This window comes from Gaoshiqia sp. US2 (genome assembly GCF_059705485.1).
This window is the reverse complement of the sequence record NZ_AP048550.1, coordinates 2831003-2857938: the sequence shown is the minus strand read 5'-3', so window position 1 is coordinate 2857938 and position 26936 is coordinate 2831003. Positions and strand designations below refer to the sequence as shown.

19 protein-coding genes are annotated in these 26936 nt (G+C 45.5%); 14 read left to right on the top strand and 5 right to left on the bottom strand.

Features of this window, described 5'->3' with window-relative positions; all coding sequences use genetic code 11:
* The first annotated feature begins 155 nt into the window (after positions 1-155).
* Entirely contained in the window at positions 156-839 is a 684-nt protein-coding gene (gene trmD / locus AC6H3C_RS11390; RefSeq protein WP_497520914.1) for a tRNA (guanosine(37)-N1)-methyltransferase TrmD, read from the top strand.
* On the opposite strand, the gene AC6H3C_RS11385 is transcribed toward trmD, so the two are convergent.
* Positions 836-3673 carry a PD-(D/E)XK nuclease family protein gene (locus AC6H3C_RS11385; RefSeq protein ID WP_497520913.1) on the bottom strand — a complete coding sequence of 946 codons (2838 nt, stop codon included), beginning with the start codon at positions 3671-3673 and terminating at the stop codon, positions 836-838. The two genes, trmD and AC6H3C_RS11385, sit on opposite strands and share 4 nt — an antisense overlap.
* 127 nt (positions 3674-3800) lie before the next feature.
* Here AC6H3C_RS11385 and AC6H3C_RS11380 point away from each other — a divergent pair, with 127 nt between their 5' ends.
* Positions 3801-4499 (top strand): SIMPL domain-containing protein, encoded by a 699-nt coding sequence (locus AC6H3C_RS11380; protein ID WP_497520912.1) that lies wholly within the window; start codon positions 3801-3803, stop codon positions 4497-4499.
* 70 nt (positions 4500-4569) lie between these two features.
* Here AC6H3C_RS11380 and AC6H3C_RS11375 read toward each other — a convergent pair whose 3' ends face one another.
* Complete coding sequence (locus AC6H3C_RS11375) at positions 4570-5040, bottom strand: c-type cytochrome (RefSeq protein ID WP_497520910.1); 471 nt, start codon at positions 5038-5040, stop codon at positions 4570-4572.
* A gap of 186 nt (positions 5041-5226) precedes the next feature.
* Entirely contained in the window at positions 5227-5460 is a 234-nt protein-coding gene (locus tag AC6H3C_RS11370) for a ThuA domain-containing protein (protein WP_497520908.1), read from the bottom strand.
* A 99-nt stretch (positions 5461-5559) separates the two neighbouring features.
* On the opposite strand from AC6H3C_RS11370, the gene AC6H3C_RS11365 reads away from it, so the two are divergent.
* The gene (locus AC6H3C_RS11365) at positions 5560-9807 is read left to right on the top strand and encodes an AsmA family protein (RefSeq protein ID WP_497520906.1); all 4248 of its coding nucleotides are present in this window, start codon (positions 5560-5562) and stop codon (positions 9805-9807) included.
* Here the strand turns inward: AC6H3C_RS11365 and AC6H3C_RS11360 are convergent, their stop codons facing one another.
* Positions 9808-10752, bottom strand: coding sequence for a glycosyltransferase family 2 protein (locus AC6H3C_RS11360; RefSeq protein ID WP_497520904.1), 945 nt, complete (start codon positions 10750-10752; stop codon positions 9808-9810). It lies immediately after the preceding gene.
* 599 nt (positions 10753-11351) lie between these two features.
* Between AC6H3C_RS11360 and AC6H3C_RS11355 the strand changes: the two genes are divergently transcribed.
* Positions 11352-12353, top strand: coding sequence for a hypothetical protein (locus AC6H3C_RS11355; protein ID WP_497520903.1), 1002 nt, complete (start codon positions 11352-11354; stop codon positions 12351-12353).
* A gap of 129 nt (positions 12354-12482) precedes the next feature.
* Entirely contained in the window at positions 12483-13142 is a 660-nt protein-coding gene (locus AC6H3C_RS11350; RefSeq protein WP_497520901.1) for a YkgJ family cysteine cluster protein, read from the top strand.
* On the opposite strand, the gene AC6H3C_RS11345 is transcribed toward AC6H3C_RS11350, so the two are convergent.
* Positions 13139-13558 (bottom strand): hypothetical protein, encoded by a 420-nt coding sequence (locus AC6H3C_RS11345; protein WP_497520900.1) that lies wholly within the window; start codon positions 13556-13558, stop codon positions 13139-13141. The genes AC6H3C_RS11350 and AC6H3C_RS11345 overlap by 4 nt on opposite strands.
* A gap of 140 nt (positions 13559-13698) precedes the next feature.
* Between AC6H3C_RS11345 and AC6H3C_RS11340 the strand changes: the two genes are divergently transcribed.
* The 9 genes from AC6H3C_RS11340 (at position 13699) to AC6H3C_RS11300 (ending at position 26903) form a co-directional block, all read left to right on the top strand.
* Positions 13699-14355: an RNA polymerase sigma factor gene (locus AC6H3C_RS11340; protein ID WP_497520898.1), complete on the top strand. Its 657-nt coding sequence runs from the start codon at positions 13699-13701 to the stop codon at positions 14353-14355.
* A 10-nt stretch (positions 14356-14365) separates the two neighbouring features.
* Positions 14366-15559: a FecR family protein gene (locus AC6H3C_RS11335; protein ID WP_497520896.1), complete on the top strand. Its 1194-nt coding sequence runs from the start codon at positions 14366-14368 to the stop codon at positions 15557-15559.
* A 140-nt stretch (positions 15560-15699) separates the two neighbouring features.
* Positions 15700-19281 carry a SusC/RagA family TonB-linked outer membrane protein gene (locus tag AC6H3C_RS11330; protein WP_497520895.1) on the top strand — a complete coding sequence of 1194 codons (3582 nt, stop codon included), beginning with the start codon at positions 15700-15702 and terminating at the stop codon, positions 19279-19281.
* Positions 19282-19317: 36 nt separating this feature from the next.
* Entirely contained in the window at positions 19318-21381 is a 2064-nt protein-coding gene (locus AC6H3C_RS11325; RefSeq protein ID WP_497520893.1) for a RagB/SusD family nutrient uptake outer membrane protein, read from the top strand.
* A gap of 175 nt (positions 21382-21556) precedes the next feature.
* Positions 21557-22195, top strand: coding sequence for a LamG domain-containing protein (locus AC6H3C_RS11320; RefSeq protein ID WP_497520891.1), 639 nt, complete (start codon positions 21557-21559; stop codon positions 22193-22195).
* 46 nt (positions 22196-22241) lie between these two features.
* Positions 22242-22931: a pectate lyase gene (locus tag AC6H3C_RS11315; RefSeq protein ID WP_497520889.1), complete on the top strand. Its 690-nt coding sequence runs from the start codon at positions 22242-22244 to the stop codon at positions 22929-22931.
* A gap of 75 nt (positions 22932-23006) precedes the next feature.
* Complete coding sequence (locus AC6H3C_RS11310) at positions 23007-24404, top strand: IS1380 family transposase (RefSeq protein ID WP_497515887.1); 1398 nt, start codon at positions 23007-23009, stop codon at positions 24402-24404.
* Positions 24405-24634: 230 nt separating this feature from the next.
* A complete protein-coding gene (locus AC6H3C_RS11305; RefSeq protein ID WP_497520888.1) occupies positions 24635-25585 on the top strand; it encodes a hypothetical protein in 951 nt (316 codons plus the stop codon).
* Positions 25586-25640: 55 nt separating this feature from the next.
* Positions 25641-26903 (top strand): pectinesterase, encoded by a 1263-nt coding sequence (locus AC6H3C_RS11300; RefSeq protein WP_497520887.1) that lies wholly within the window; start codon positions 25641-25643, stop codon positions 26901-26903.
* The last annotated feature ends 33 nt before the right edge of the window (positions 26904-26936 follow it).

Sequence of the window (26936 nt, the reverse complement as noted above, 5' to 3'; positions counted from 1 at the left end):
CCCCCAAAAAATAGCTTGTTTTCATGTCATTATTTCCGCATTTACAATTTAACTCAAGCCACATTGTCATCTTATACACTTTTCAGCATATCTTATCTTCAGAAAAAGCCCCTCGCGAATCCGGCAAATGTTGTTACTTTTGCAAAAAAAATGGTATGCGTATCGATATTCTCACGGTAGTGCCCGAGTTGCTTGAAAGCCCGTTTAACCATTCCATCCTGAAACGGGCCCGGGACAAAGGTTTGGCAGAAATACATGTTCACAACATTCGCGATTTTTCGACTGACAAACACCGGAAAACAGATGATTACGCCTTCAGCGGAGGCGCAGGCATGGTGATGACCATCCAACCCATCGAGGCAGCCATTGAACACCTGAAGGCTCAGCGCGAATACGATGAGATTATTTATACCAGTCCTGATGGCGAATTATTCGGACAACGCACTGCCAATCAGCTGTCTCTTTGTAATAATATCATCATCCTGTGCGGTCATTACAAGGGGGTTGATCAGCGTGTACGCGACCATCTGATTACCCGCGAGATTTCGATCGGTGATTACGTACTTACCGGAGGAGAACTTGCCGCCGCGGTTATTGCCGACAGCGTTGTTCGGCTGATTCCGGGCGCCATGTCGGATGAAACCTCCGCACTGACCGACTCGTTCCAGGACAATTTGCTCAGCCCGCCGGTTTACACGCGCCCTGCCGACTACAAAGGATGGAAAGTTCCCGAGATCTTGCTCAGCGGGAACGACAAGCAGGTAAACGAATGGAAAGAGCGCCAGGCATACGAACGCACCCGGCAGCTTCGTCCCGATTTACTGGAAAGACACGATTAGGACCTGCGGCATATCAAATTATACGGACAGGATTGACATTTCTGGCTGTCGTCTGTTTGATCATACCGGTTATCCGGGCTGAAAATTTCATGTAATAATTCATCCAGGCTTGCCGCAAAACCAGCTGCAAGTTCGCTGTAATTAACGGCATTTCCACTTTGCTTTACCGAAGGGTCGAAATCTTCATCGAAGAATTGGTCGATCTTATAAATGATTGGCCAGATGGATTGTTCGCCCGTGCTGCGCCTGAATATTTCGGAATATACCAGGGTTTGAAAAATTTCCTTGGGACGGTTCTTATTTTTCCGGTTATAAAAATCAGCAAATTCATTAAACCGAAGCGCCAGATTACGACCGGTTTTGTAATCGATAATGCGAACTCCACCCCGGACACGATCAATCCGGTCGACGATGCCTCCCAGTTTAATGGAATGTTCCCCGCCATCTGCATTTAACCTGAATTCAGCTTCGTAGTCGCCTTCCAGATCCAGCACCGTGAACGGGGTGAAAGCCTGGTCATTTTCCAGCATACGTTCCAGGTAAGTTTGCAAATTACCGGCAATCAGCCTGTTTTTGCCCGTGATTTTCACATCCTTCAAATCTTTGTCCTTATAATATTCGCGGGCAAAGGCCGAATGAATGGCTTTTCCGATTTTATTTTTATCGGTTACCACCGCCTGCAGGTTTTCGCGGCTCACTTCTTTTCCTTTAAATGCCGAATAAATCAACTCAGCCGCGTGATGAAACAAGTTCCCGAACAAACGCGGGTCCACGTCTTCCGTCAGTTCATCGGCTTCCCGGATATTCGCCACATGCCTGAAATAAAACTTTAGTTTGCAATCCAGGTAAGTATTGAGTGCGCTCGGACTCAGCCGCTTTTCTGCATATTGGGCCAACAAGCGTTGCTGGTGTATTTTAGTTCCCTGAACCGTGATTGGCTCGGAGCCGGACGCTTTGAAATCGAAATCAAGCTGATAAAATTCAGGCTTCACGCCCGAATCGTACAACAACTGAAACAAGTACCGGCTCATTTCGCCGGTATTCATCCCGTCGCCTGAAGAATCATACACCAGGACAACTTCTTCGGCCCGGTGAAGGAGCCGGTAGAAATAATACGAGTACATCGCATCCTGTTCTTCGTATGCCGGCAAACCAAAGGCCTTACGCAGATTGTAGGGTATAAACGAATGAACGGCCGAGGTTTTGGGCAATTTTCCTTCGTTCACAGAGAATAGAACCAGTTTTTTAAAATCAAGATTCCGGGTTTCGAGCACACCCATCACCTGTAATCCGGAGAGCGGCTCTCCTTCGAAAGGAATGTTGATGCGTTGCAGGTGTTGCAGCAGAATCCGGTAAAAAAGCGACAACGATATGGTGTCGGCGTATAACGAGCCAAGGGTACCGGCCAGGCGTTGAACAGCTAAAAATACCTGGTATAAATACTCCGGTTCGAGCCTGGCAGGGCCATCGTCGCGCTGCGGAAAACTGACAGCCAGCTTTTTCACGATTTCCATAAAATAAACCACACAGCCACGCCAGTTTTCCTGACGGCTAAAGATTAGCTCCAACAAGTCATCCTTTCTCAAATCAGCGACCCGGACATAAATTTTGTTTTGCTGATGAATTTCGCGAACAAGTTTTGTTCGCGTTGAACCGGCAATTAACTGGTGATTTAATACCGCCAGTACCGGACGAAAATAGATTCCGTCGTCGCCATCTACCTTACGAAAATTCTTTTGCAAATCGATCAAACTGTAAATCAAACTGTAAACCGGCGTATTTTGCAAGGGATATCCCATGGTGATGTTAATGCTGCTGAAACGGGAACCGGCTGCCGAAACGACCGGTACCAACAGGTTTTCATCAGCCAGCACCAAAGCAGCCTCATCAAATCGAATCTCACCGCCCGGCTCGCTCAGAAATTGTTTTTGGTTGACAATCTGCGCCTGCGCTACCTGTCCGGGAACCGAAACCAACTTAACCTTTTTCGGCGATGCCATTTCTTCATCGGGTATAAAATCGTCAGGCGCCGGAAACTCCACCAGGTTTTTTCGTATGAACAAGCCGGCTTCGTGGGCCGGATCGTTTACAAAGGCAGCATCATAATCCCAGAAAAAATCGCCTTTACCCGCCGCTTTAAAAAGTCGGAACAATTTGTTCTCGCAGCTGTTCAACGCGTTAAAACCAATAAAAACATGCCGGTCCAAGCCGGCAATCAGGTCCGGTTGTGTCTGTAATTTTTCAACCAGATCGCGGTAAACCAATCCGCTGTATCCCTGTTGTCCGGCCAGCAGTTCTTTCCTGAAACGATGATAAATCAGAGCCAGCTTATTCCATATTTTTAAAAATTTCTCGCGGTTTACCGAGGCTCCAGCCTTACCCAAATTACCCCAGAATAACTCAATCGCCTGCTGTTGTTCGGGGCTCAGGTACTCAAACCGGCTTTCAATTTCTTTTAAATCGGCTATATTCCGGAACAGATCATCAGCATCCAGCAGGTATTTGTCGACATCGTTAAAATCATTCAGAAGAATTTCGCCCCAAAAATAAAAATCATTAAGATCCTCTAAATGACCGGTTTCGTCCCGGTAAATCTGGTGCAATCGCAATATCAGACTGATTTGGTCTGATATTTGCAAACCCGACAACTGTGAAACGAGTTCGTTGATGGTCATCACCCCGGGGGCAAGCACAGGCCGTTCAACCAGGTCATTCAAATAAGCGTTAAAAAAAACACCTGAGCGGCGGCTTGGAAAAACAACCGAAAGGCGATTGAGCGACTCACCATGTTCCCGGTAAAGAAAACCGGCAACTTGTTGCAAAAATGGATTCATGAATTGATATTTTTGTTAAAGATAATACTTAATTTTAGCTCAGCAGAACAGAAAAAATGAACAACCGGACATAAAAATTCAATACAGATAAGTCACACTTCAAACAAACAATTTAAACGAAGCAAGCATGAAAACAATTTATTTACTACTGACAGCGCTGATATTCAGCAATTTTGCCATCGCTCAACACCCGATTAACCCGATCGAGTCGACACCCTACATCGAAGTAACCGGCGAGCATGAAATGGAAATTGAACCGGATGAAATCTATTTGCAGTTTACCCTGAAGGAACGTTACGACGGGAAAGAAAAAACAGAGCTGGACAAACTGGAGAAAACGCTGAAACAGTTGCTCCAGAAAAACAATTTCAGGCTTGACAACCTGTCGCTGGCAGACGCCAATGCCGATTTCATCACAATTAAAAGGAAGAAAAAAGATGTGCTTTCATCTAAATCCTATGTCATGAAGGTGGCATCGACCGGTGAACTAACCGGGCTTATGAATATTCTGGACGAGGTAGAGGCGCTCAATGCCGCCGTGAGTCGGGTAGACCACAGCCAGATGGAGAAACTGAAAAAAGAGGTCAAGATTCTGGCTGTAAAAAATGCCCGAGAGAAAGCAGAGTACCTGTTGGGGGCTATTGACGAGGAAGTTGGTCATCCCCTGTTTTTACAGGAACGAGAAAGTTATATTCAACCTTTTGTACGTAAAACCGCCATGGCAAGCTTTGCGCTTGATGAAGCCGCCGTAGAAACGGAAGAAGAAATATCCTTCCAAAAAATTAAGCTGAATTATAAGGTTTTTGCCCGGTTCGCGATAAAATAATCACAGCCGTTGCAAAATCTGCCGTTTAGCAGAATCCTTTGATTACCCGAGGTGGCAACTGTCCGGTTATTTACTTGTTACGGACGGTTGCCACTTCTTCTTTGCTTACCGGGCCGAGCTGATTACCAAAACTGGAGCGCACATACGAAATCACATCAGCCAACTCCTGATCGCTCAGGTGATCGTGGGGCACCATGATGTTATTGTACTCTACCCCGTCAATCTTAATCTTGCCGGTCATGCCATGCAACATCAGCTTGATAAACTGCTGTTTATCTTCAACGTACTTATTTGGCGTCAACGGCGGAAATACGCTATAAACACCCGAACCATCGGCCTGGTGACAGGTTTTGCAATGCTGGTTATACACTTTCTGTCCCGGATGCGACCCGCTTTTCGCCGGCATTCCCGAGATTTCTTCGCTTTTTTCAGCCAGTTCCGATGTGTCGAGCGCCTGCGGTTTTTCAGTTTTTTCCGAATCACCGCAACTGAAATTTAACACCGTTAGTACTACGAATATCAAAAGAATCTGTCGTTTCATCTGAATCTACTTTCTGTTTTCTTTCCGTATGATTTTCTCCATGAAGCAGATCAATCACGCCATAAAAAACCGGTTAGGTCAGTTTTTGTTCAAAAAAAACAGGATATGACCTTCCACGTAATGACTATTTCCTTCGTTGAAAAGGATTTCAAGCCCATACCGAACAAGCGGGGTTAGCCAGGGAACTTATTTCGCCGCCAGGTAAAAGATGGCTTGTTTAATTAACCTGCGAAAATTTTCATCGCGATAGCTTTGGTGGTCGTGGCCGGGTTGAATGTAAATGATGGTTGACGCCTCATAGTTGTTTTCCCAGGCAATAAACGGCGCGCTTCCCGGATGTGTAGTTTGCAGCAAGGGTTTAACCGAAGGTAAGGTCATCAAGTTGCCGTAAACTTCATCAAACAAAACAAAATGTATCATTTTTATGTGGAATTACTTTCTTTTACTTTGAAGAAGCAACTTTTTTAGCAATTTTTATAGCTGTTTTAATCATACCTTAGTCACCTTAACCATCCGGCTATGTTCAGGATCAGACAATCAAAAAGAAGGAAATTAATCCGCTGGTTATCAGTGGCAATTTTTCTTTTGCTGGCTGGTTGCGCCGGATATTTGTCCATCTATTCAAAAAGTATCATCCGCCAAAGGGTCAACAACTACGTCCTGAATGCGACCAACCAGGAATATTCCCTGTCGTTTTCAGGTATCCGCACAAACATCTGGAGCCGTAGCATCAGCATCGATGCGCTGGAACTGGTTCCTTTAAAAAGCGAGGGGAAACATTATTATTTCTCGGCAAAAGAAATAAAGGTCATCGGCATATCGGGAAGTTCGTTTCTTTTCGACCAGGAACTGATCATTCAGCGAATCAGTATACGCGAACCTGAATTTGAACTCCACAGCGCTGACAGCCTGTCTGCTGAAGAGATTGACCGAAATGATTTGTTTGATAAACTGGAACCCTTTTTTGGCAACCAGCTTAAATCGGTCTCCATCGGCGAGATCAAACTTCTGCAGGCAAAAGCAAACCATTACACACAAGTGGCCGACAGTACGGTATTTAATTCGATCAGCGATTTTAACATCGTGGTCGAAGGTTTTTACCTCGACCAATCCATTCTATCCCAAGGCCAGGAATTGTTCCGGGCCGAAGAAATCTATTTTCAAATACAGGATTACAACCGGATTATGGGTGATCAGCTTCATGCACTGCACGTTGATGAACTCATTTATTCCATTCAAAACAAAACAATCCGTGGACAAAACATCAGCCTCTCCCCCATCCGGGAATCCAACGACCTGAAAACGCGGTACTGGATTGAAGTGCCTGAAATCAGGTTGAAGTCGGGGAACCTGCGATCGATTATTGAAGGAGACAGTTTGAAAGTTGACTCGCTACACCTTTTGCAGGCAAATATCCGGGTTAAACCTCCGCGATATGCCGACGGGTTAAATCTGCGTAAAATCAGCGATTTTGATCTTTACCAGTTGTTTAAAGACGATTTCTGCCGGATTACCATTGCCCACCTGATCCTGGAAAGCAGGAAATTACGGTTTGAATCAAGAACAGCCGATGAAAATTTATTCCAGGAATTTACAAACGTCCGGGTTGAGGGCGAGAATTTTGAGCTGGATTCCACCGCGTACCTGCGCGAGGACAAAATCCTTTATTCCGACAATTTTGTACTGGCAGTCGGATCGTACCAACTGCGGTTGAATGACAAAGTACACCGTTTCGAAGCAAAAAATATCACCGCCTCAAACGCTGAAAAGCTGATCAAAGCCGAAAGTCTCCAACTGATCCCGTCCGACGAACGCAAAGAATTACCCGCAACAGTCAGCTTAAGCTGCGACAGCATTCGTTTCCTTTCGGTCGATCTGGCCCGCTTGTTTCATCACCGCGAAATGCCTTTGCAGGAAATCTCGGCGTTTAAGCCCGAGGTAAGTATTCTGCAATTTCGCGATGCCGCCGGAAAAAACAGAGATCATACAAGCCTGCTCTATCATTTCATTGGCGACTACATCAAAGGGATTTATGCCAGTGTGATTGTCATTGATCAGGGACATTTTCAAATTTCGGACCTGCGAAACCAACAGGACTCCGGTCATATTGAAGCATCTTTCAACTTCCGTCTGACTGATTTTTCACTGGATTCGGTCAGCGCCCGCCGGACAGACAAACTTTTTTATGCAACCAACCTCGAATTAAGTTTTCGCGATTATCAGATGAAATTGGCCGACCAGCTCCACAAACTGGAAATTGCTCGTCTGGAAGCATCAAGTCTGCAAAAGCTGGTCACCATAAACGGCCTTCATCTTTACCCCGAAACCAGCGACAACCCCGAAACAACACTCAAACAACTTAACCGAAGTGAACGCTACCGGATAAAAATTCCTTCGGTTTATTTGCGAAATACCGACATTCACCACGCGTTTTTCGAGAAAAAACTCAATATCAACAACATATCCATCATCAATCCGGAAATCTATTACGAAATTTTTGCCCGGTTGAAAAAGTCGGACAAAGAATTTAATCCGGAAGAGCTTTATGAACTGCTAAACAACTACATTGAACACATCGAGATCGGCAAAATTAACGTGACCAATGGAGCTATCCGTTTTGTAAACCACAGCCGGAAAGGAAAAACCATCGACCTGACCAACAAGTTTAGCGTAAAGCTGGATCATTTTGTACTTAACGACAACGAACTGAAAAAAAACAGGTTATTTTTCGCCGATCAGTTTGAACTACGCATCATGGACCACCTGTTTAAACTGTCAGACAATGTACATTACCTGAGGGCCAAAGAAATCAGCCTAGGCTCGAAGGATTCGACTGTGACGATTTCAAATGCTCTTCTCTACCCCGACATTGCCAGCGCCGACTTCAACAGCATGCCCTGGCACATCCAGGTGAACATTCCAAAAGTAAAACTGAACGGCGTAAACCCGGAGCAGGTCTATTTCAACCAGGTACTCCAGGTACGTGATTTACAGATCGATTCGCCAACTATCGAAATTTACCGCAACGGGAAGCCATCCGGAAAATTTAACTTCAAAGACCTCACCGTTCCGCTTCCCGAAGAAATGAAAGAACTAACCATCCGAAAAGTGGCAGTGACAAACGGAAAACTGAAGATTTACAATACCGACCGGTTTAATCAAACGCAGATCGCCGGTTCGAACCTCAATTTTTCGATTGAACGAGCCAGTCTGAAACGTCCTGAAAATATTAAAACCGCCAGATTCACCTCTGCCAATATCGAAACAAGCCTGTCGGAATTAATGCTGACACCGGAAAAAATCCCCTATACGATAGGCGTGGAAACCATAAATTATTCATCAGCAAAGAAGCAACTTAGCTTTACAAATTTAGATATTCAGTCGACCGGAGCCGGCGACGACCGCACCATTTCGGCCATACAAATGCCGGTATTGCGTTTCGAGCAACTGGATCCGGTTGATGCCTTTCAGGACAACCGGTTTCATGCAGAGCTCATCCAGATGACGAAACCTGTATTCAAACTAAACATAACCGATAATGAGCAAGATGGTAATCCGTTTTATCTGAAACTACCGGCCGATCTGCAACAGGTGATGGATGAATTGTCGGCCGAAAAGGTGATTGTTGAAGACGCCGGTTTTTACATCCGTACAAAAAAAGAAAAAATCACTCACCGGCATGTCGATATTTCCCTTGATCAATTCAGCCTGGACAGCGCCCTGTCAGAAAAACCGTTTGGCGCAAAAACATTGAGCATCGTAAAAAGAGACCACCGCTTTACTGATCAGAAACGATGGTACGACTTCGTGATTGACAAAATCTCGTACAGCGGAAATGACAACCGGATGAGTTTTTCCGGAATCGAAATAAAACCGAGGTATTCCAAAGACGACTATCAAAAAATCATCCCTTTCCAGACAGACTATTACTCGGGAAAGATCGACCGGATCGATTTCACCGGAATCGATATCGACCGCTGGTTCGACAAAAAAGAATTTACCGGCAATCAAGTCCTGATCAACAGCGCCCAGGTAAATATTTACCGAGACAAGCGAAAAGAATTTAATGAAAAGCAACGCCCACCCATGCCGCAGCAACTCATCCGGGAGTTTGAGCTGCCATTTTACTTTGATACGGTAAAGCTGCTGAATTCCGATATCTCCTATGCCGAACAATTGGAAAACATGCCCGAGCCGGGTCTGGTCAAGTTTGGTAAGCTAAACGGAAAAATTTACCCGTTTACCAACCTGCCCTACCTCATCAACACCCGACCGGAGGTGAAGTTCGATGCTTCGGCCTGGCTGATGAACGAGAGTGAGTTGAAGGTAAACATGACGTTCAACATGAATTCAGACAGGCACAGGTTCCACGTATCGGGCAGGTTGTCGCCTTTCGACATGCGAATGCTTAACCCGATCACCGAAAATAACGCACTGATTTTAGTCCGTTCGGGGCAGGTAAACCGTTTTGATTTTGAGTTTAGTGCCGATGAAGACAAAGCAAGCGGAAAACTCCGGTTTGCATACGACGACCTGAAAGTTTCTATCCTGGAACAAAAAGACGGCGACACCAAAGAAGCCAAGTTTGCCAGTTTCATGGCCAACAGTCTGATGCTGAAATCGAAAAACCCACGAACGCGCATCCTGCTTCCTGATGATATTTATTTTGAGCGGGATAAACAACGATCGATCATCAACTACTGGTGGAAATCGGTTTTCAGCGGGGCAAAAAACACCTTTCGCATCAAAGACGAGAAAGAAGAATAACTATGCTCCCTTTGTCGGGCTGACTTTCCGTATCCGGTAAGGCGTTTTGTGCTGCGACTCGTAATAAGTACGCATCTGCATTTCGGCTACCAGTCCCATTGTGATAAATTGAAGGCCGGCTACGACCAGAAGCAATCCCAAAATCAATAATGGTTTTCCCCAGATATCCTGTCCAAAAAGTTTCAGAATCAATAAATACAGGTTAATCAAAAAGCCCAGTCCCAAAGTTATTATCCCCAGGCCGCCGAAAAAGTGCATCGGCCGTTGCATATATTTTTTGAAAAACAGCATCAGCAACAAGTCGTTAAATACGCGCGTTGTCCGGCTAAGGTTGTATTTTGATTTACCAAACTCGCGTGCGCGGTGGTTAACATCAACCTGTGTCAGCCGGGTAGAACCTTCGAGTACCAGCAGCGCCGGGATAAACCGGTGTAACTCCCCGTAAATATGAATGGATTTTATGGCTTCGTTGGTGAAGATTTTCAGGGTACAACCCAGGTCTTTCATTTTGATACCTGTGGATTCGCGAATAATATAATTGGCTATTTTACTTGGTATCTTACGCAAAAAGGCCCCGTCTTTACGGTTCGAACGAATGCCGGCAACCATATCCCATTCTCCTTCCCGGCAGATTTTCAACATCATGGGAATATCAGCCGGGTCGTTCTGCAGGTCGCCGTCGAGCAAAGCAACATAGCTTCCGGTCGCCTGGTCGATCCCTGCCTGCAAGGCCGAACTTTGTCCGTAATTCCGTTTCAGTTCCACCAAAATAAACCGCTCGTCGTCAATAGCCCGGATTTCTTCGCGGGTTCGGTCGGTTGAACCGTCGTCAACAAAAATAGCCTCAAAATCGTAAGCCGGCAGGGCGGCTTTAATTTGTTCACTTAAGGGTTTAATGTTAAACTCCTCGTTATACACACAAATAACCAGACTTAATTCCTTCATACGCTTCACTTATGATTGTTTTAATTCGTTTAGTCAAGATTCAGCGGCTTTATACCGGCTGCGAATTTATAAAAAGGTATTTAGAAAACATTCTTTTTCAATGAAATCACCAGGGAAATCGCTTTTAAAAAAATATTCTGAATTCGACATCACATGATTCATCAGCCGACGGATCAAAGTCATGGTTCTGATCACCTGAAACCTTATACTCCTGATCCGCCTTGGTAGCCTGTCTGGCCTCATTCCACCCAACCTTATTTACCTTATTTTGTATATCCCGATCACATCCTGAATAAGCTGGATAAGGTTGAGATTTTTTGTGATGACTATAAATTCACCTTCTGATCCAACAAAAATCCGGAAGTTTTTTATCGTCATAAATATCAGCAATATATGCGAATACCCCGGAATACGGGCATTCCCCGTTTTTTTTGATAAGCCAAGTCAGGTATTTGATCGGCCAAAAACCACATTTGAAAAACCAAAACCCAAAACAGGCTGCTTTGCCGGTTTAGCATAAGAACAAACTGCCTGAAACAGCCGTTAAATGACGTAACTTGTATCACATAAATATGGATATTCACTTAACTTTAAATACCATGAAAAATTTGAATTCTTTTATTGTAAAAACTGTACTTTCCCTTGCAGTGGTTTCCTTCGCCTTTGTCGGATGTCAGAAACCCGAAAAATTGATCGACGGCGTTGCCGGCCTTGAAAAAGAAAAAGGAAAACCGACTCCGCCAGCCACATCAAGTTGTGCCGATTACCTGGTCGACCTGAATGTCACCCATAACGCCGGTTCAACCGAGTTTGTATGGACCATCATCAATCCGAACCCGGGCAACGGTAAAAACGGAACCTTGCAAAACCTCTCACATTGGGGATTCTCAGCCGCCGGATGTGAAGATCCTGCATTAAACCTGGAAAACAACTGGTCAGACGTTCTGGCTGCTTACTATTTCGATTATTCATTGGGCGAATGGGTAGAAATACTCCCGACTCCGGAAGTAAAACCGGATCCTTCGATGAGCGCCTGCACGCTTGACCCGATGGTGAAATACGATTACGGTACCAGTGGCGATGTGCCATCGCTGTACAAACTGGTACTCTCAGGTCACTGGGGTACATCGATGGTAAAAGGCTACTTTAAATCGGGCGCCAATACTGGCTGTTGCGAATTTAACATTCAAGGTATCGGTTGTAAAGACGGAGAGTTGCAATGTTCTTTTTCTCAGGGCTTCTTCTTTGCTTCGCCTCACGCATGGCCGGTTGAAACCGTTACCATCGGCGGTTTTACATATACCGAAGCCGAAGGACGCGCGATCTGGAATACATCTAACGCCGGTGGTATCAAAGACTCCAAAAAAGGCTTTACCCAGGTTGCTGCCATTAAATTGTCGGGTGTAACTGACGCCCTGGTTCTGGAAAAAGTAGCCATCGTTGAAAACTGGCTGGCCACCGTTGGCAAATTATCTCCGGCAAACCTGCCAAACCAAACCGCTCAGGACATTCTTACTTACGGCAACGTGGCAGCTGCTGCCGGATGGCTTGGCGACTGGATTAACGAGAATCACTGTACTGATGACGATTATACAGAATAATATCAGGACTTACTAAAAAACAGACGATTGCGTGAAAGTAACGGGTTTTGTGCCCGTTGCTTTTTTTTATTTTGTTATTCTGCCAATAATTTTACTACTTTCAATTTCTAAATCAAACAGATCGATCGTATGGGCAAAAGCGGGATTTCGGAGCATGGGCAGGTTTTTTACAAAGACGGCTACCGGTTAGGCAAGCAAGCTGTGGCGGAAATAAAAAACGAAACGGCATTTCTGCAAAACATAGGCGCTATGTACAAAGCAGTAGACGAACTGCTTAATTCGCTGCTTGCCCTGGCCCAAAGGCAACAGGTAACCGTTGATTGCAAAAAAGGATGTGCCTGGTGCTGTCATCAGGCCGTATTTGCCAATTCATACGAAATACACTACCTCGGAAATTACCTGAAAAACCATTTCAGCCCCGAAGAGCAAACGGAAGTTGTGCGTCATGCAACCAATAAAAACAAGATCACCGGCGCGCTGGACGAAGAAAAAATGCTCAGTTATAAAAGCCCCTGTCCCTTACTGAAAGACGGAGCCTGCTCGGCTTACGCGGCGCGCCCGATGGCCTGCCGGATTTATCTTTCGATGGATGTTGGCAGTTGTCGTGAATTTTATCAAAACCCAAATAATCCCGCGAGTTTCCCCGCTTTGCTCGACTTTCCGTTGTTGGCCGGAAAAATGATGAACGAAGGTTTTATGGCTGCCCTGAAGGAAGAAGGCATTTTTGTGAAAGAATTTCGCCTCGAAGAAGGACTGGAAGCTATTTTAACATCAGGCAGTAACCTTTAAACCTTTAATTTCGATTCCAGCTGAACAATACGATCCCGCCTTTCCATCGAATAGGTGTGGCTTTTATGCTCCACATAATTCAGCAGCAACAAGGCTTTTTGCAGGTACAGTTCTTTTCGTAGCAGGGTTTCGTGTTCCAGGGCATGATCGCCTAACAGCTCAAATACTTCGGCCATTCGTTCAAAATGCTCGTTGGTCAGCAAATTCTCATCCATCAGCCCGATAAAACTGCGATCGTCCAGAAACAACAGTTCTTCCATATCCCACCCAAACTGAACACAAATGGCATCAGTTGCCTCGGTAAACAATTGGTCTTCCGCTCCCTGTTCTTTTTTCTTTTGCAAACGGTCAATCAGTTTGGCGATAAAAAGCCCCAGTTGATGGATTTGGTCGATTAAATAGTCCCTGCGTTCCATAAAGCCTGTATTTGAAGGAATAAATTTATGAAATCCCTTTCAATAAATCCCAGATCACGTCAAACTGACACGATATTTAACCGGATAAATTTCATGATTTAAATCGATTCTTATCTTTGCAAAAAAATAGGTAATGGTTAATGGGTGAGATCAAGCAACTTCCAACTGAACTTCTTTGGCAATCTTTTCTTGCAGGTGACGACCGGTCGTTTTCAGCCATCTATGAGCACTATGCAGGAAGCTTATTAAAGTATGGCCATAAGTTTAATATCGACAACGAACTTGTTGGCGATGCCGTTCAGGAGGTGTTTGTCGATTTATACCTGAAACGCGACCGTTTGGGAAAGCAGATTAAAAACCTGAAACCCTATTTATTTACTGCACTGAAACACAACTTACTGAAGAAAATCAACCACCGCAAAAAATGGCAATTCCAAATGATTGACGGAAACGATGACGAACTGGAATTCTCAACGGAATACAATATTCAGGACTACCTGATTGAAAAAGAATTATCCATAGAAATTCAACAAAAACTGCAAGCGGCCATTGCAGAACTTTCACCAAAGCAAAAAGAAATTATTTACCTGAAGTTTGAAGAAGAGCTGGACTATCCCGAAATAGCAAAAGTTCTGAAAATCGGTGTCGAATCGTCGCGAAAGCAAATTTACCGGGCCATAAAAACACTCCGGGAAACCATTGACACAAAAATACTTAGCAATTTCCTTTTAATTTTTTTGAAAAAATCCGATAAAAACTGTCCATATTTTTGCCTGCCCGGGACCTTACAAAAGTAACGGTCTTCCAATGGATAAATTTTTCGCATATTTCGAAAACGACAATTTTGTGCGCCGCGTCCTTTCGCCCGACGAACAAAACCAACGGTATTGGGAAAAATACCTGGAAGAACATGATCCGGAAGAACATGACGATATCGAAACAGCCCGATTGATCCTGATCCACTTAAAATCAACCGGAAAACCTGTTTCTCAACATGAAATAAACTCTCTCCTTCCTGGAGTCTACGAAAAAATAAGCCAACGCAGAAATTCGGTTAAAATCCGTAAGTTTTTTCTAAACACGCTGAAATATGCAGCTATGGCGCTGTTGTTTTTTGGCATGGGAACCTTATTTACGCAGTATCAATACCAAAACACCATTCGCGAAATCAGTGCACAAATGGCCAATGTTTCCGTTTTTAACGGACGACATGCCCGGTTAATTCTGGCTGACGGCAACCACATCATCTTGCGCGAAAAACACTCCCAGATCGATTACCTGAGCAATGGCGCTGTCGTGATCAACCAGACCGATACCATTCCGGTAGTAACAAAGTCAGGCAAACCAGGAATCAATCAGATCATTGTTCCATACGGAAAGAATTCGGCCCTTACCCTACCCGATGGTACCGTGGCCCACATCAACGCCGGCTCGCGTCTACTTTTTCCTCATACCTTTGAAAAGAAACACCGCGACGTGTTTTTGGTAGGAGAAGGCTATTTCCAGGTAAAGCACAATCCCGATAAACCGTTCCTCGTAAAAACGACTGATATACAAATAGAAGCAGTCGGGACAGCCTTCAACGTTTCAGCCTACGCCACAGATAAAAAAATTGAAGTGGTCCTTGTGGAAGGAAAAGTTCATATATCCGAAAATACGTTCCGGTTGCTGAATAACAAACACACGTTGCAACCCAATGATATTCTGTGTTACGATAAAGACCATGCCAACATGGAAAAAAAACAAGTGAAGGCAGAAAATTACACCTCGTGGCACAACGGCTTTTTAAATTTCGAAAGCGTTGAACTTCACAAGGTTATTGAAAAACTCGAACGCTATTACGACATTCAGGTGAGCTACAACAGCTCAAACCTGGAAAAGAGAAAAATCACCGGGAAACTGGCCTTACAGCCGGAAAAAGACGATGTATTGCGAATATTGGCAACAACCACCAATATTCAAATTACGAAAACAGAAGAAGGTAAATATTTGATTAAATAAAAGCCGGCCTGTGTTGCGATCACAGACCAGCCAGATACGATTAATTACTTGTATAATAATTAAAACATGACAAACTTATGAAAAAATCACGAATGGGTGACCCTTTCGCAGTAAAGGGTTACAGATTAATTCTAAGAAAAATGAAACTAACTTTCTTATTTTCATGTCTGGTTTTTATAGCCAGTTGGGGAAATACCTTCTCCCAAAACACATCCTTGAATGTGAAACTGAAAAATGTTCCGGTTCGGGACGTAATCCAGTTAATTGAGGATCAGACGAATTATTACTTTTTGTACCAGGATGAAGTGTTCATGAAAGGTCAAAAAGTGACCATCGAGTCGGAAGGCCAGGCGTTGGACCATATTCTTAACCAATTGGCCGAACAAGCCGCAATCACTTACGAAGTTGTCGACCGGCAAATTATTTTAAAAAGCAACGTCAATAGCAGCCGGACAGTAACAGCGATGCAACAGAATGTAACCGTAACCGGTGTTGTACGGGGAGAAAGCGGTGAACCCATCCCCGGGGCCACTGTCGTGGTAAAAGGTACCAGCAACGGGACCATTACCGATTTGGATGGTAAATACTCCCTGAGCAACGTACCGGCCGATGCCACCCTGCAATTTTCGTTTGTCGGAATGAAACTGGCAGAAACTGCGATTAGTGGTCGCGCTCAAATCAACGTTACGTTGCAGGAAGAAACCATTGGATTAGAAGAAGTGGTCGCGATTGGGTATGGTACCATGAAGAAACGAGACGTGACCGGATCAGTTGCTTCAGTATCCGGAGAGCAATTAGCTGCCATTCCTGTTGCCAACGTGGCACAAGCGCTTCAGGGACGACTTCCCGGCGTGAACATCATGTCTCAGGACGGACGTCCTGATGCGAATATTTCGATTCGCGTGCGTGGGGGTGGTTCTATCTCCCAAAGCAACGACCCGCTTGTTTTGATTGACGGAATACCCGGCAACATCAGCGATATTCCGGCTGATCTGGTGGAAAGCATCGACGTGCTTAAGGATGCTTCTTCTACGGCTATTTTCGGCGCACGCGGAGCAAACGGGGTTATCCTTGTTACGACCAAAAGAGGCAAGGAGGGCCAGGCGACAGTGAGCTATAACGGGTATGCAAAATTCAATACCCCCACCGGATATCTTGATACTTTTGACCCATACGATTACCTGGTAAACAGATGGGGACTTCTTGATGTCTATTTCGGCACAACTTATACCACTCCGTTTCAACAATTATTTGGCATAGGAGCCTACACGGGCAGTAACTCTGCCGGTATTGATGCTTATAAAAATGTGTCGCCATACAACCTGCAAAAGGAGGTGTATAACAGTTCATTCTCGCACAACCACGACCTGACCATTACAGGGGGAACAGACAAGACAAAGGTCATTTTCACAGTTAACTACATGGACGAAGACGGCATGAAGCTGAACTCCTATTCCAAAAGAGCTACGGCATCTTTCAAATTAGACCAAAAAATAAACAAAAAACTGGACTTCAACCTGGACGTACGTTATACAGATCGGGAAACCATGGGTAACGAAAGTACCACCAATGGGTATGGTTCTGCGCTCTCCGGGTCGTACCGTTTCCGTCCGATCGCGATAGAAGATATAAAAGGCGATTTGTCTTTTCTGGGCGATGCTTCTTTGGGCGAGGAGTCTTTTGTCTTTGACGATATGTACGACCCCGTAAAAGTTATCAAAGATCGTGAGAACCTGACGTTGAGACAATCACTTCGCGGCACAGCCGGTGTGAACTGGGAAATGATAAAAGGCTTGAAATATCGCACGGAATTGACCCTGACCCGCGATTATACGCAAAATAAAATATGGAGAGGACCTACACCTGCCAGCTTTAACGAGGAAAACTACCTGAATGGCGATGGAAGCCATAAATGGGCAGGTGACGCAGATCTCAGAAAGAACGAAGGTTGGTCGTTACGTTGGACGAACACCCTGGGTTATGAAATGACCCTGAACCAGATTCACCGGATTAACCTGCTGGCTGGACAGGAAATAGCGGACTCAGGAGGATCGAACATGCGTATTTCCGGCAGAAAATTTCCGAATAATTTTACCAAGGCAAATGCATTTGCCATGATCTCACAATACGGTTCAGACCTATTAATTTCTTCGGGAGTTTCTACGCCAAGCCGTATTCAATCTTATTTCGGCCGGGCAAACTATTCGCTCCTCGACAAGTACATGTTTACCGCCACCTTCCGTGCCGACGGCTCTTCGAACTTCTCTCCTGAACACCGTTGGGGGTACTTCCCTGCTGCTTCTGTTGCATGGCGTGTTTCGGAAGAATCGTTTTTGAAAGACACCTATTGGCTCGACGATTTAAAACTTCGCGTTTCATATGGTGAAGTAGGAAATGATGCCATTAGCGCCGACCAGTGGTCGCAATTGTGGACTTCCGAAAGTGACCCACGCTGGCAGTACGGCTTAGGCAATGAACTTCAGCCTTCATACGACCTGGCTTCCAGCCAAATGGCAAACCGCGATTTAAAATGGGAAACCACCATAACACGCAATATCGGTCTTGACTTTACGCTCTATAACAGACGGTTGTGGGGTACGATCGACGTTTACAAAAATACCACAACAGACTTGCTGATGCTGACCGACATTCCATCGATCACCGGGTTTACAACCAGTTACGCCAACATAGGTCAAACCAGCAACAAGGGTGTTGAAGTCTCTCTGAATGGCGTGCTGTTTAAGAACCAGGACTGGAACATTACGGCAGGCGCCAACATCAACTTCAACAGGGGTAATATCGACAAGCTTTCAGAAGGACTTCAAAGCGCTTACGGAACTCAGTTTCTGCAATCGGGAATTCCGAATGCCGACTATGCGTTGCAGGTTGGCAAACCCGTTGGTATCGTCATGGGCTATAAGATAGATGGTAAAGGATATTATACTCCGGACGATTTCAATTTCGATGCTGCAACGGGTATGTACACGCTGAAAGATGACGTTGCCGATCTTTCAAAAGCATTTGTTTCCTATCGCGGAGGCCTGGTTCCCGGTGAGCAACAGGCTTATCCGGGCTTACCAAAATTTGTAGATGCTTTCGAAGACGGTGTGATTGACGACAAAGATTATGTCGAAATCGGTAACATGAATGCGAAACATACGGGTGGGTTCAACGTCAACGCCAGTTACAAAAACTTCGATCTTGCCTTGTATTTTAACTGGAGTTACGGGAACGATATTTACAACGCCAATAAATTAGCAACGCTCTATAACGGTAACAAAGGTGGTGGTCTGTACGGAAATAAATTGGATATCGTGAATAACTCCTACACACTTTTCGAAATTCAAAATGGGAACCTGGCACGCCTGACCACTCCCGAACAGTTGAATGCGGCCAACGTAAACGCAACCTTGCCGTCGACCTATCTGCAACAAGGCTATGTTTCCGAAGTCGGTATTGAAGACGGTTCATACCTTCGCCTCAATACGCTGACCTTAGGCTATACCTTACCAAAACAGCTGCTCAGCAAGGCTAAAATAAGCAACATCCGCGCATACGGATCCATCTACAATGTATTTACCCTGTCGGGGTATTCGGGACTTGACCCTGAAGTAAATACGAATGAAAACATGAACAACGCCCGTTATCCGACTCCCGGGCTTGACTGGGGAACCTATCCCCGCGCCCGTCAGTTTGTAATTGGATTAAATGCTACTTTCTAAATTGTGTAATTGAATAATAATCTTTAAAGAATAGCAATGATGAAAAAAATAATACTATATATATGCCTGGCGCTGTTGCCGTTCATGTTTCCCGGGTGCAGCGACTATCTGGATGTATCGAATGCAGGACAATCCGACGACAACTTTGTTATGTCGAACCCCAATGAAGCCTTTAAAGCGCTATCGTGGGCTTATGCCGAATATCGCCAAAATGCAGCACACGGCGGAAACTACAACTGGCAAGACCCTCTGGGATCTGATGCTGAATATATGAGTGAGTTTCCTACGGCAAACAATGTAATTGCCCGCTTGCAACCCACTGCTACCACAATAAATGCAAGTGCCGGTCTGTATAATAGTTTGAACATTACACTTGCACGCGCTGCCCGTATTGCCGATTTAATAAAGGAAAAAGGAGAATATCAGACTGAGCTTACAGGTAGCGAGCCTACCGAATGGACACATCTTTATGGTGAAGCTAAAACTTTATGGGCATTTTGCGCCTGGGAACTCGTGCGCCATTTTGGCGATGTTCCCTTTGGTTATGAAAACAAATATGTGGAAGAGTACGAGCTGACTTCACGTTTCAAGATTATCGATACGATTCTTGAAGAACTCAAAGCAGTAGAAAGTAAAATGTACACCCTGGGACAAGGAGGAATTACGGCTGAACGAATTAGCCGCACTTATGCCAATGCGCTGATTGGCGAGATCGCGCTTCACGCGGGTTCATGGCAAACCATTCGTACAGATGTGTCCGGATTGTACGGCGCTGTGCAATTTGAGGAAAAGGGTTCCAATGACGGAACCTGCGTTTACGCACGCCGCACGGATTATTTGGATTACATCAGAATCGCCGAGCAATACCTGAATGCGGCTGTGAATACCCACAAAGGAACAGCAACACTGATTACATCAGACAGCCGGGCAGCCAACAATCCGTTCCAAAAGCATTTCCAAGAGGTTAACTCGAGACGCGTAAGTTCCGAATCGCTCTTTGAAATAGGAACTGTTGCCGGCGTTGGAAACGCTGAATATGGATACAGCATGGGACGCCCCGGTTCAAACAGTTCCGTGATGAGTGTCTTAAATACTTTTGCCGCCATCCGTATCATTCCTTCGTTTTTCTATAATGCTTACGAACCCGGCGACAAACGTCGTGACGTGAGTATGGTGGTAACCGGAAGCAACGCGGCAACCGGACAGGAAAACCTGATTCCGCTCGGCGTAGGTACCCGTATTGGAGGCGGTGGCCCTAGTATCAATAAATGGGACAAAAACAGAGGAGATGTACCGGCATATCCGAACGCAGGAAACCGTACGACAGGTATAAACTACGTCATCATGCGGATGGCTGATGCAATGCTGATGCTTGCCGAGGCCAAAGCAATTCTGGGAACCGATAATGCCGGAGCGATTTCGTTGGTAAACCAAATTCGTGAACGGGCGTTTGGCAATACCAGCAAAAACATTTCGGGCCTCACGGGCGAAGCCCTGTTGAATGCCATTTATAATGAGCGCAAATTGGAATTATTGGGCGAAGGCGATATTCGTTGGGACATGATCCGTTCGGGTAAGTTCAATGAAAGAGCCATTGCAGTTCGCCAGGAAATGGCAGCTATGCTGGCAGGCCTTGAAGCAAACGGATACTATACCTTCCCAAGCGGAAGGACTTTTTCCAATTATGTTTGGACTAAATTTGTTCAGATAAATGGCAGTAGTACTGCTGTCGTCACACAAGAAGCTACCAACGAAAATGATCCGGCGCTCTACCCGGGTTGGCGCGGTATCTACGAATGGGGAGCTACAGCCCATGCGAATTTCCCGGCCAAAAACCTGGCGATTAAAGGCTTGTATAACTACATTGATCCCAACGGTGCCGAAGCCGCAGCCTTGCAAGCTGACGGATATACCAGAGTAAATTGGGGTATCCGGATTTGGAGTGATGCCAATGCCAAAGCGATGTTAAATGCTGCTATTCTCGATGGCGTAGTAGACCGTGAAACCAGTGCGCCTCGTTATTATCACGCGATGCCCCTGACGGTAATTGACCAATCGAAAGGTAAGGTAAAAAATGGCTACGGATTGCCCAATCAGTAAGAATAAGGTCTGATTATTGAAAAAGAGTTAGGCAAACAGCTTGAATATTTTCAGGAATCAGTTAACGTTTTATAATGAATAAGAAAGAGGCCGTCCACCTGGATGGCCTCTTTCTTTGTTTTTAAAACCAAGCTCTCCGAAATGCTGATTACCTTTATCCTAAAAAACCTAACAAATGAAAACCACTGTACTATTGCTGCTAATGTTAACTTCGTCGCTCATTACCCGTTCGCAAACAATTGAATTTTTTCCGGCAAAGACACTGGAATCAAAATCTTATTCCGAAATTACCGGCTTACCCCGGTTGGTTGATTCCCCCTACGGGAAAGCCGTTTGTTTCGATGGTCAGGATGACGGCATTTTTCTGGATGAAATGCCCCTGAAAGAGCTAACCCAATTTACCATCGAAGTCATTTTCCGCCCCGACAGCCGGGGAAACTTTGAACAACGATTTTTTCACTGCGGCGAAGCAAACGGCGACCGCGTACTGCTGGAAACGCGCAGCACGGCTACCCATTGGTATTTTGATGCCTACCTGCAAAGCGGAACCGAAAAAATGGCACTGATCGACTCCACCCGACTCCATCCGCCCGACCAGTGGTACCATGCTGCTTTGGTGGTCGATAACGGGAAGTTATCTACCTACATCAACAAAGAAAAGGAACTGGAAGCCTCGGTCAGCATTAGCCCCATCAACACCGGACAAACCTCCTTTGGGGTCAGGCTAAACAAACGGTCCTGGTTTAAAGGGGCCATTTATCAGGTGAGAATTAGTCCACAGGCGCTGAAACCCGAAGATTTTCTATACTTTTAAAACAAACCTTCATACCCACAAACAACAATCAACCAAGCTAACCAAGATGAAAAGAACTAAAATCTGCACTTTTTTTATCCTCGTCTTTTTTGCATCCTCCGTATGCCTGTCGGCCCCTAAAAAAGACATCACCCGCGAAATAGAAGAAACCATGCTCCGGGCCACCCGGTTTATGGTTGAAACGGTAAGCACAAACGGCGGCTACCTGTGGTATTATCTGCCCGATTTCTCGCGTCAATGGGGCGAAATGGAAGCCTACAAAACCATGATCTGGCTGCAACATCCGGGTACCATCAGCATGGGGCACCTGTTTCTGGAAGCTTATCATGTTACCGGAAACGACTACTACTACCAGGCCGCCCAAAAAGCTGCCGCCGCCGTCATCTGGGGACAAAGCTACGAAGGAGGCTGGAACTACATGATCGACTTTGCCGGCGACCGCTCCCTGAAAGAGTGGTACAACACCATTGGTAAAAACGGCTGGCGGCTCGAAGAATTTCAACACTATTACGGCAACTCCACCTTCGACGACGACATTACCTCCGATGCGGCCCGTTTTCTATTGCGCATGTACCTTGAGAAAATGGACCCGGCCTACAAACCTGCACTCGACAAGGCTATCGACTTCATCCTCGAAAGCCAGTACCAGCTTGGAGGCTGGCCGCAACGCTACCCGCTGCGTTACGATTTTGGCAAAAATGGCCATCCGGATTATTCCTCATTCTACCCTGAATAATTCACAAAAACGAAGAAAAGCTCACGAAAATTAAAGATAAATTACTATCTTACAGCGTCTTACAACCGTATTTCCATGAGCTCTTCAGAAAATAAAATTACCGAAAAAACTCTGGACAAGCAAACAGACGTTGCAATTTGCCAGGGAAAACTCTTCGATTTACAACCAATTGACAATAAGCGTATTGAGGTAAGTTTTACTGCATCTGAGATTTCTTCAGATGGTGGTTTGCTGTTGGTCAAAGATATCGAGAGCCGGATTGGCATCATCAAGTCGCTGGTTACTTGTATTGAGGACACCCGGCATCAAAGCTATGTTGACCACTCTTTGGAAGAGATTGCTGCACAGCGGGTATATCAGATTGTTGCTGGATATGAAGATGCCAATGATTGCAATACCTTGCGCGATGACACGATCCTGAAAATGAGTGTTGGACGTTTGCCCATGACAGGGAATGCCTTGGCATCTCAATCAACTATGACCCGTTTTGAGAACACCCCAAGAGCCAGTGAACTGTACAACATCGCGTATGCCTTTGCCAATAAGTTTATTGAATCCTACCCTTCGGAACCTCCTGTGATTATTATCGATTGCGATGACACCAACATTGATACCCACGGGGGGCAGCAGTTAACCCTGTTCAATAACTATTACGGAGAGTATTGCTACATGCCCCTTCACATTTATGAAGGCTTGTCGGGAAAACTGATTACCACCATACTCAAACCAGGCAGGCGCAGCAAAAGTGCCAATGTTTTTGGGATACTCAAAAGGCTTGTTGCCCATTTGCGCAAATCGTGGAAAAATACGGTGATCATTGTTCGGGGCGACAGCCACTTTTGCAGCAAAGAGTTGATGGACTGGTGCGTTGGACAACCCAATATCCATTTTATAACTGGCTTGACCGGAAACAGCGTATTGAATTCGAGTGTTGAAACTCTTGTAAAGAGTTGCGAAAATGAATTTGCCAGATATGCCAAACCCATAAAGCGTTATCACTCATTTGGCTACAAAGCGGGTAGTTGGGAAAACCAGCAACGCGTGATTGTTAAAATCGAAGTGACAAGCAAAGGATCCAATATTCGTTTTATTGTAACCGACCTTTGGGAATACCGGACAAAGGCACTTTACGAACAAGGGTACTGCGGACGGGGCAGGATGGAACTCAATATCAAAGACCACAAAAACTACCTGCAATCAGGCCGGATGTCGTGCAATAGCTTTTATGCCAATCAGTTCAGGTTATTCTTGCATTCAGCCGCTTATGTGCTGATGCACTCGTTGCAGGAGAACATGCTAAAAACAAAGGGGTTGGCAGCTGTTACGATGAAGACATTACGTGAAAGGTTCATTAAAATTGCTGCCCAGGTTAGACAAATGAAGACAAAAATAAAAGTGGAATTTCCAGCTTCATGCCCGCAAGCCAAACTGCTTGAGAATTACTTCCTCGAAATCGGACAGTTGCGCCGTTAGCAACAACCCAACTATATTCAAAAATACATATTAATCAGGCACTTGCAAAGCACAAGATAAAATACCTATGTTCTGTGAAGAAAATACACACAATTTTTGGTCTAAAACTAAACAGGCCAACCTCTAAAATGACCAATCGAAAACAATCGCAGACAACAAATTTTCTTTTCAGCATATGGGTTATTAAATCCCACGGCTGAAAAAATCAAATATTCACCTTTTTAAAGTTTATGAATTATTCAGGCTACACGTTTAACGACGATGTGACCTGGGAAAATATCAACTTTCTTATTCAGTGTTACCTGACCCTGGGACAAGAACGTTTTCTCGACCCCATCAAACGAGGGATGAACTTTTATTTGCTCTCGCAGGACGGTTGCGGCGCCTGGGGCCAACAACTGAACATGGACCTGGAGGCAGCCAGCGCCCGCACCTACGAACCGGCTGCTTTTCTTCCCTCCACCACCTGCGAAAATGCCCGTCTCTTGCTGAAGTTTTACCGGTACACCGGCGACAAGCGTTTTCTGTCCCGGGCACCCGACGCCATTCGCTGGCTCGAAGAAACAGCGCTCCCGGCCGATCAGGCGGAAGGCGAACGTACCCACCCCACTTTTGTAGATACAAAAACCAACAAACCCCTGTATGTCCACCGGAAAGGATCGAACGTTGCTTACGGCTATTATTTTACCAACGAAGACTACCAGCGCCTGCTCTCGCATTACTATGGAAAATGCCGGGTACCGTTACAGGAATTAAAAGAAGAATACGAACAGATAGCTGCTCTTTCACCGGAAGAAGCGACCAAAGATTCGCCCATCAAGCCCGGAAAATTTGAACAGCCGGGAACACCCCAGAAATTTTATGATCTGAACCGGTTCAGGTTTGACTTTCCGGCAAACGAGGAAATGATCCGCCAAATAATCAGCTCCCTCGACCAACAAAATCGCTGGCTGGCCAAACATGCCATGATCAGCAATCCTTACACCGGCAACGGAAAGAATCAGGAAATGACCGACCAATTCAGTTCGGTAAATGTAGGCGATGAAACCGATACATCGCCCTACCGCGACACCACCGACCAGGAATACATCTCAACGGGTGTATACATCCGGAATATGCACATGCTGATCAATTATCTCAAAGAAAAAAAAGCGGGACGGTCAACAGAACAGCCTCTCTGATGAAATTGATGATACCGGAAAGACATCGTGTTTAATTGAAATAAAATACCCTCGCATGAATGCAAACCGATTAAAAAAATACCTGATCCTCAACCTGGCCATCTTGGTTACAGGGTACCTGCCCTCTTTTGCACAGGTACAACGGGGAGAATTGTACCAAAATCTGGTATTCGAAGGTTCATCCATTACCTATCGGGGTGAAAAGATACGACTGGGGCCTAAAGCCTTTTTTATTGACGGACAACTAAGCGATGAAGAAGCTGCCAGCCATCCGTTCGTTTATAATTCGGTAAACGAAGCGGCCAAACACCTCACGGATGGAACGGAAGAATCTCCGATGGTGCTATACATCGCACCTTGGGTATACTGGATTGACGATCCGGATGATCCGGAAATCCGCTTGCCCAAAGAAGGACAAGGAACGCCTTTCGGACTTGAAATCGACTGCCAATGGCTGAAATTTTATGGTCTGTCGGACAATCCGTACCACGTGATTATGGCGGCTAACCGCGGGCAGACGATTGGCTCCAGGGGCAACTTCACCAGCTTCAATTTTAATGGCGACGGGTTGACAGCTGAAAACATCACCTTTGGAAACTATTGCAACATCGATTTAAACTACCCGCTCAATCCTAAGCTGAACCGGGAAAAACGCAGTTCTGCCATCGTACAGGGACAGCTGGCTTTTTCAAACGGCGACAAAGTGCTGGCCCGAAATTGCAACTTCATCAGCCGCCTTAACACCGGTCCCTTTTGGGGAAGCAAACGCACGTTGTTCGAGCGTTGCCACTTCGAATCGACCGATGATGCGCTGAATGGCTCGGCCGTTTACCTCAACTGTACGTTCGACTTTTACAGCAGCAAACCGTTCGGCCACACGGTTGGCACCGGAGCGGTTTTCCTGAACAGCGACATTCGGGTATTCACCCGCGGCCCACAATACCTGGTAAAAGGTCCAGGCCCGGTAACGCTTGTAGATACGCGATTTCAGGGAGATTTGGTTGACTACCTGGGCTGGCGCGACCTTCCTGCAACCGAAGCGAGGTATTACCAGTATCAGGTTAGCCTAAACGGCGATTCTGTGTTCATGGACAGGGATAATGCCTTTGTAACCATCAACATGCATGGAAAGGAGGTTCTGAATGCCTACCGTATCAGGTACAATGACAAACTCATTTACAACACATGGAACCTGTTACGGGGTGATGACGATTGGGACCCGATGAACGTCAAAAAGCTGATCAAAAAAGCAGAAGTTGAAAGCGGCAAAAACTACAGTTCGCTCCCAACCATGTTGCAGGTGAATCCAACACGGTAAAAGCTCGAAACAGGCAAAGATAGCCTGCTCCTT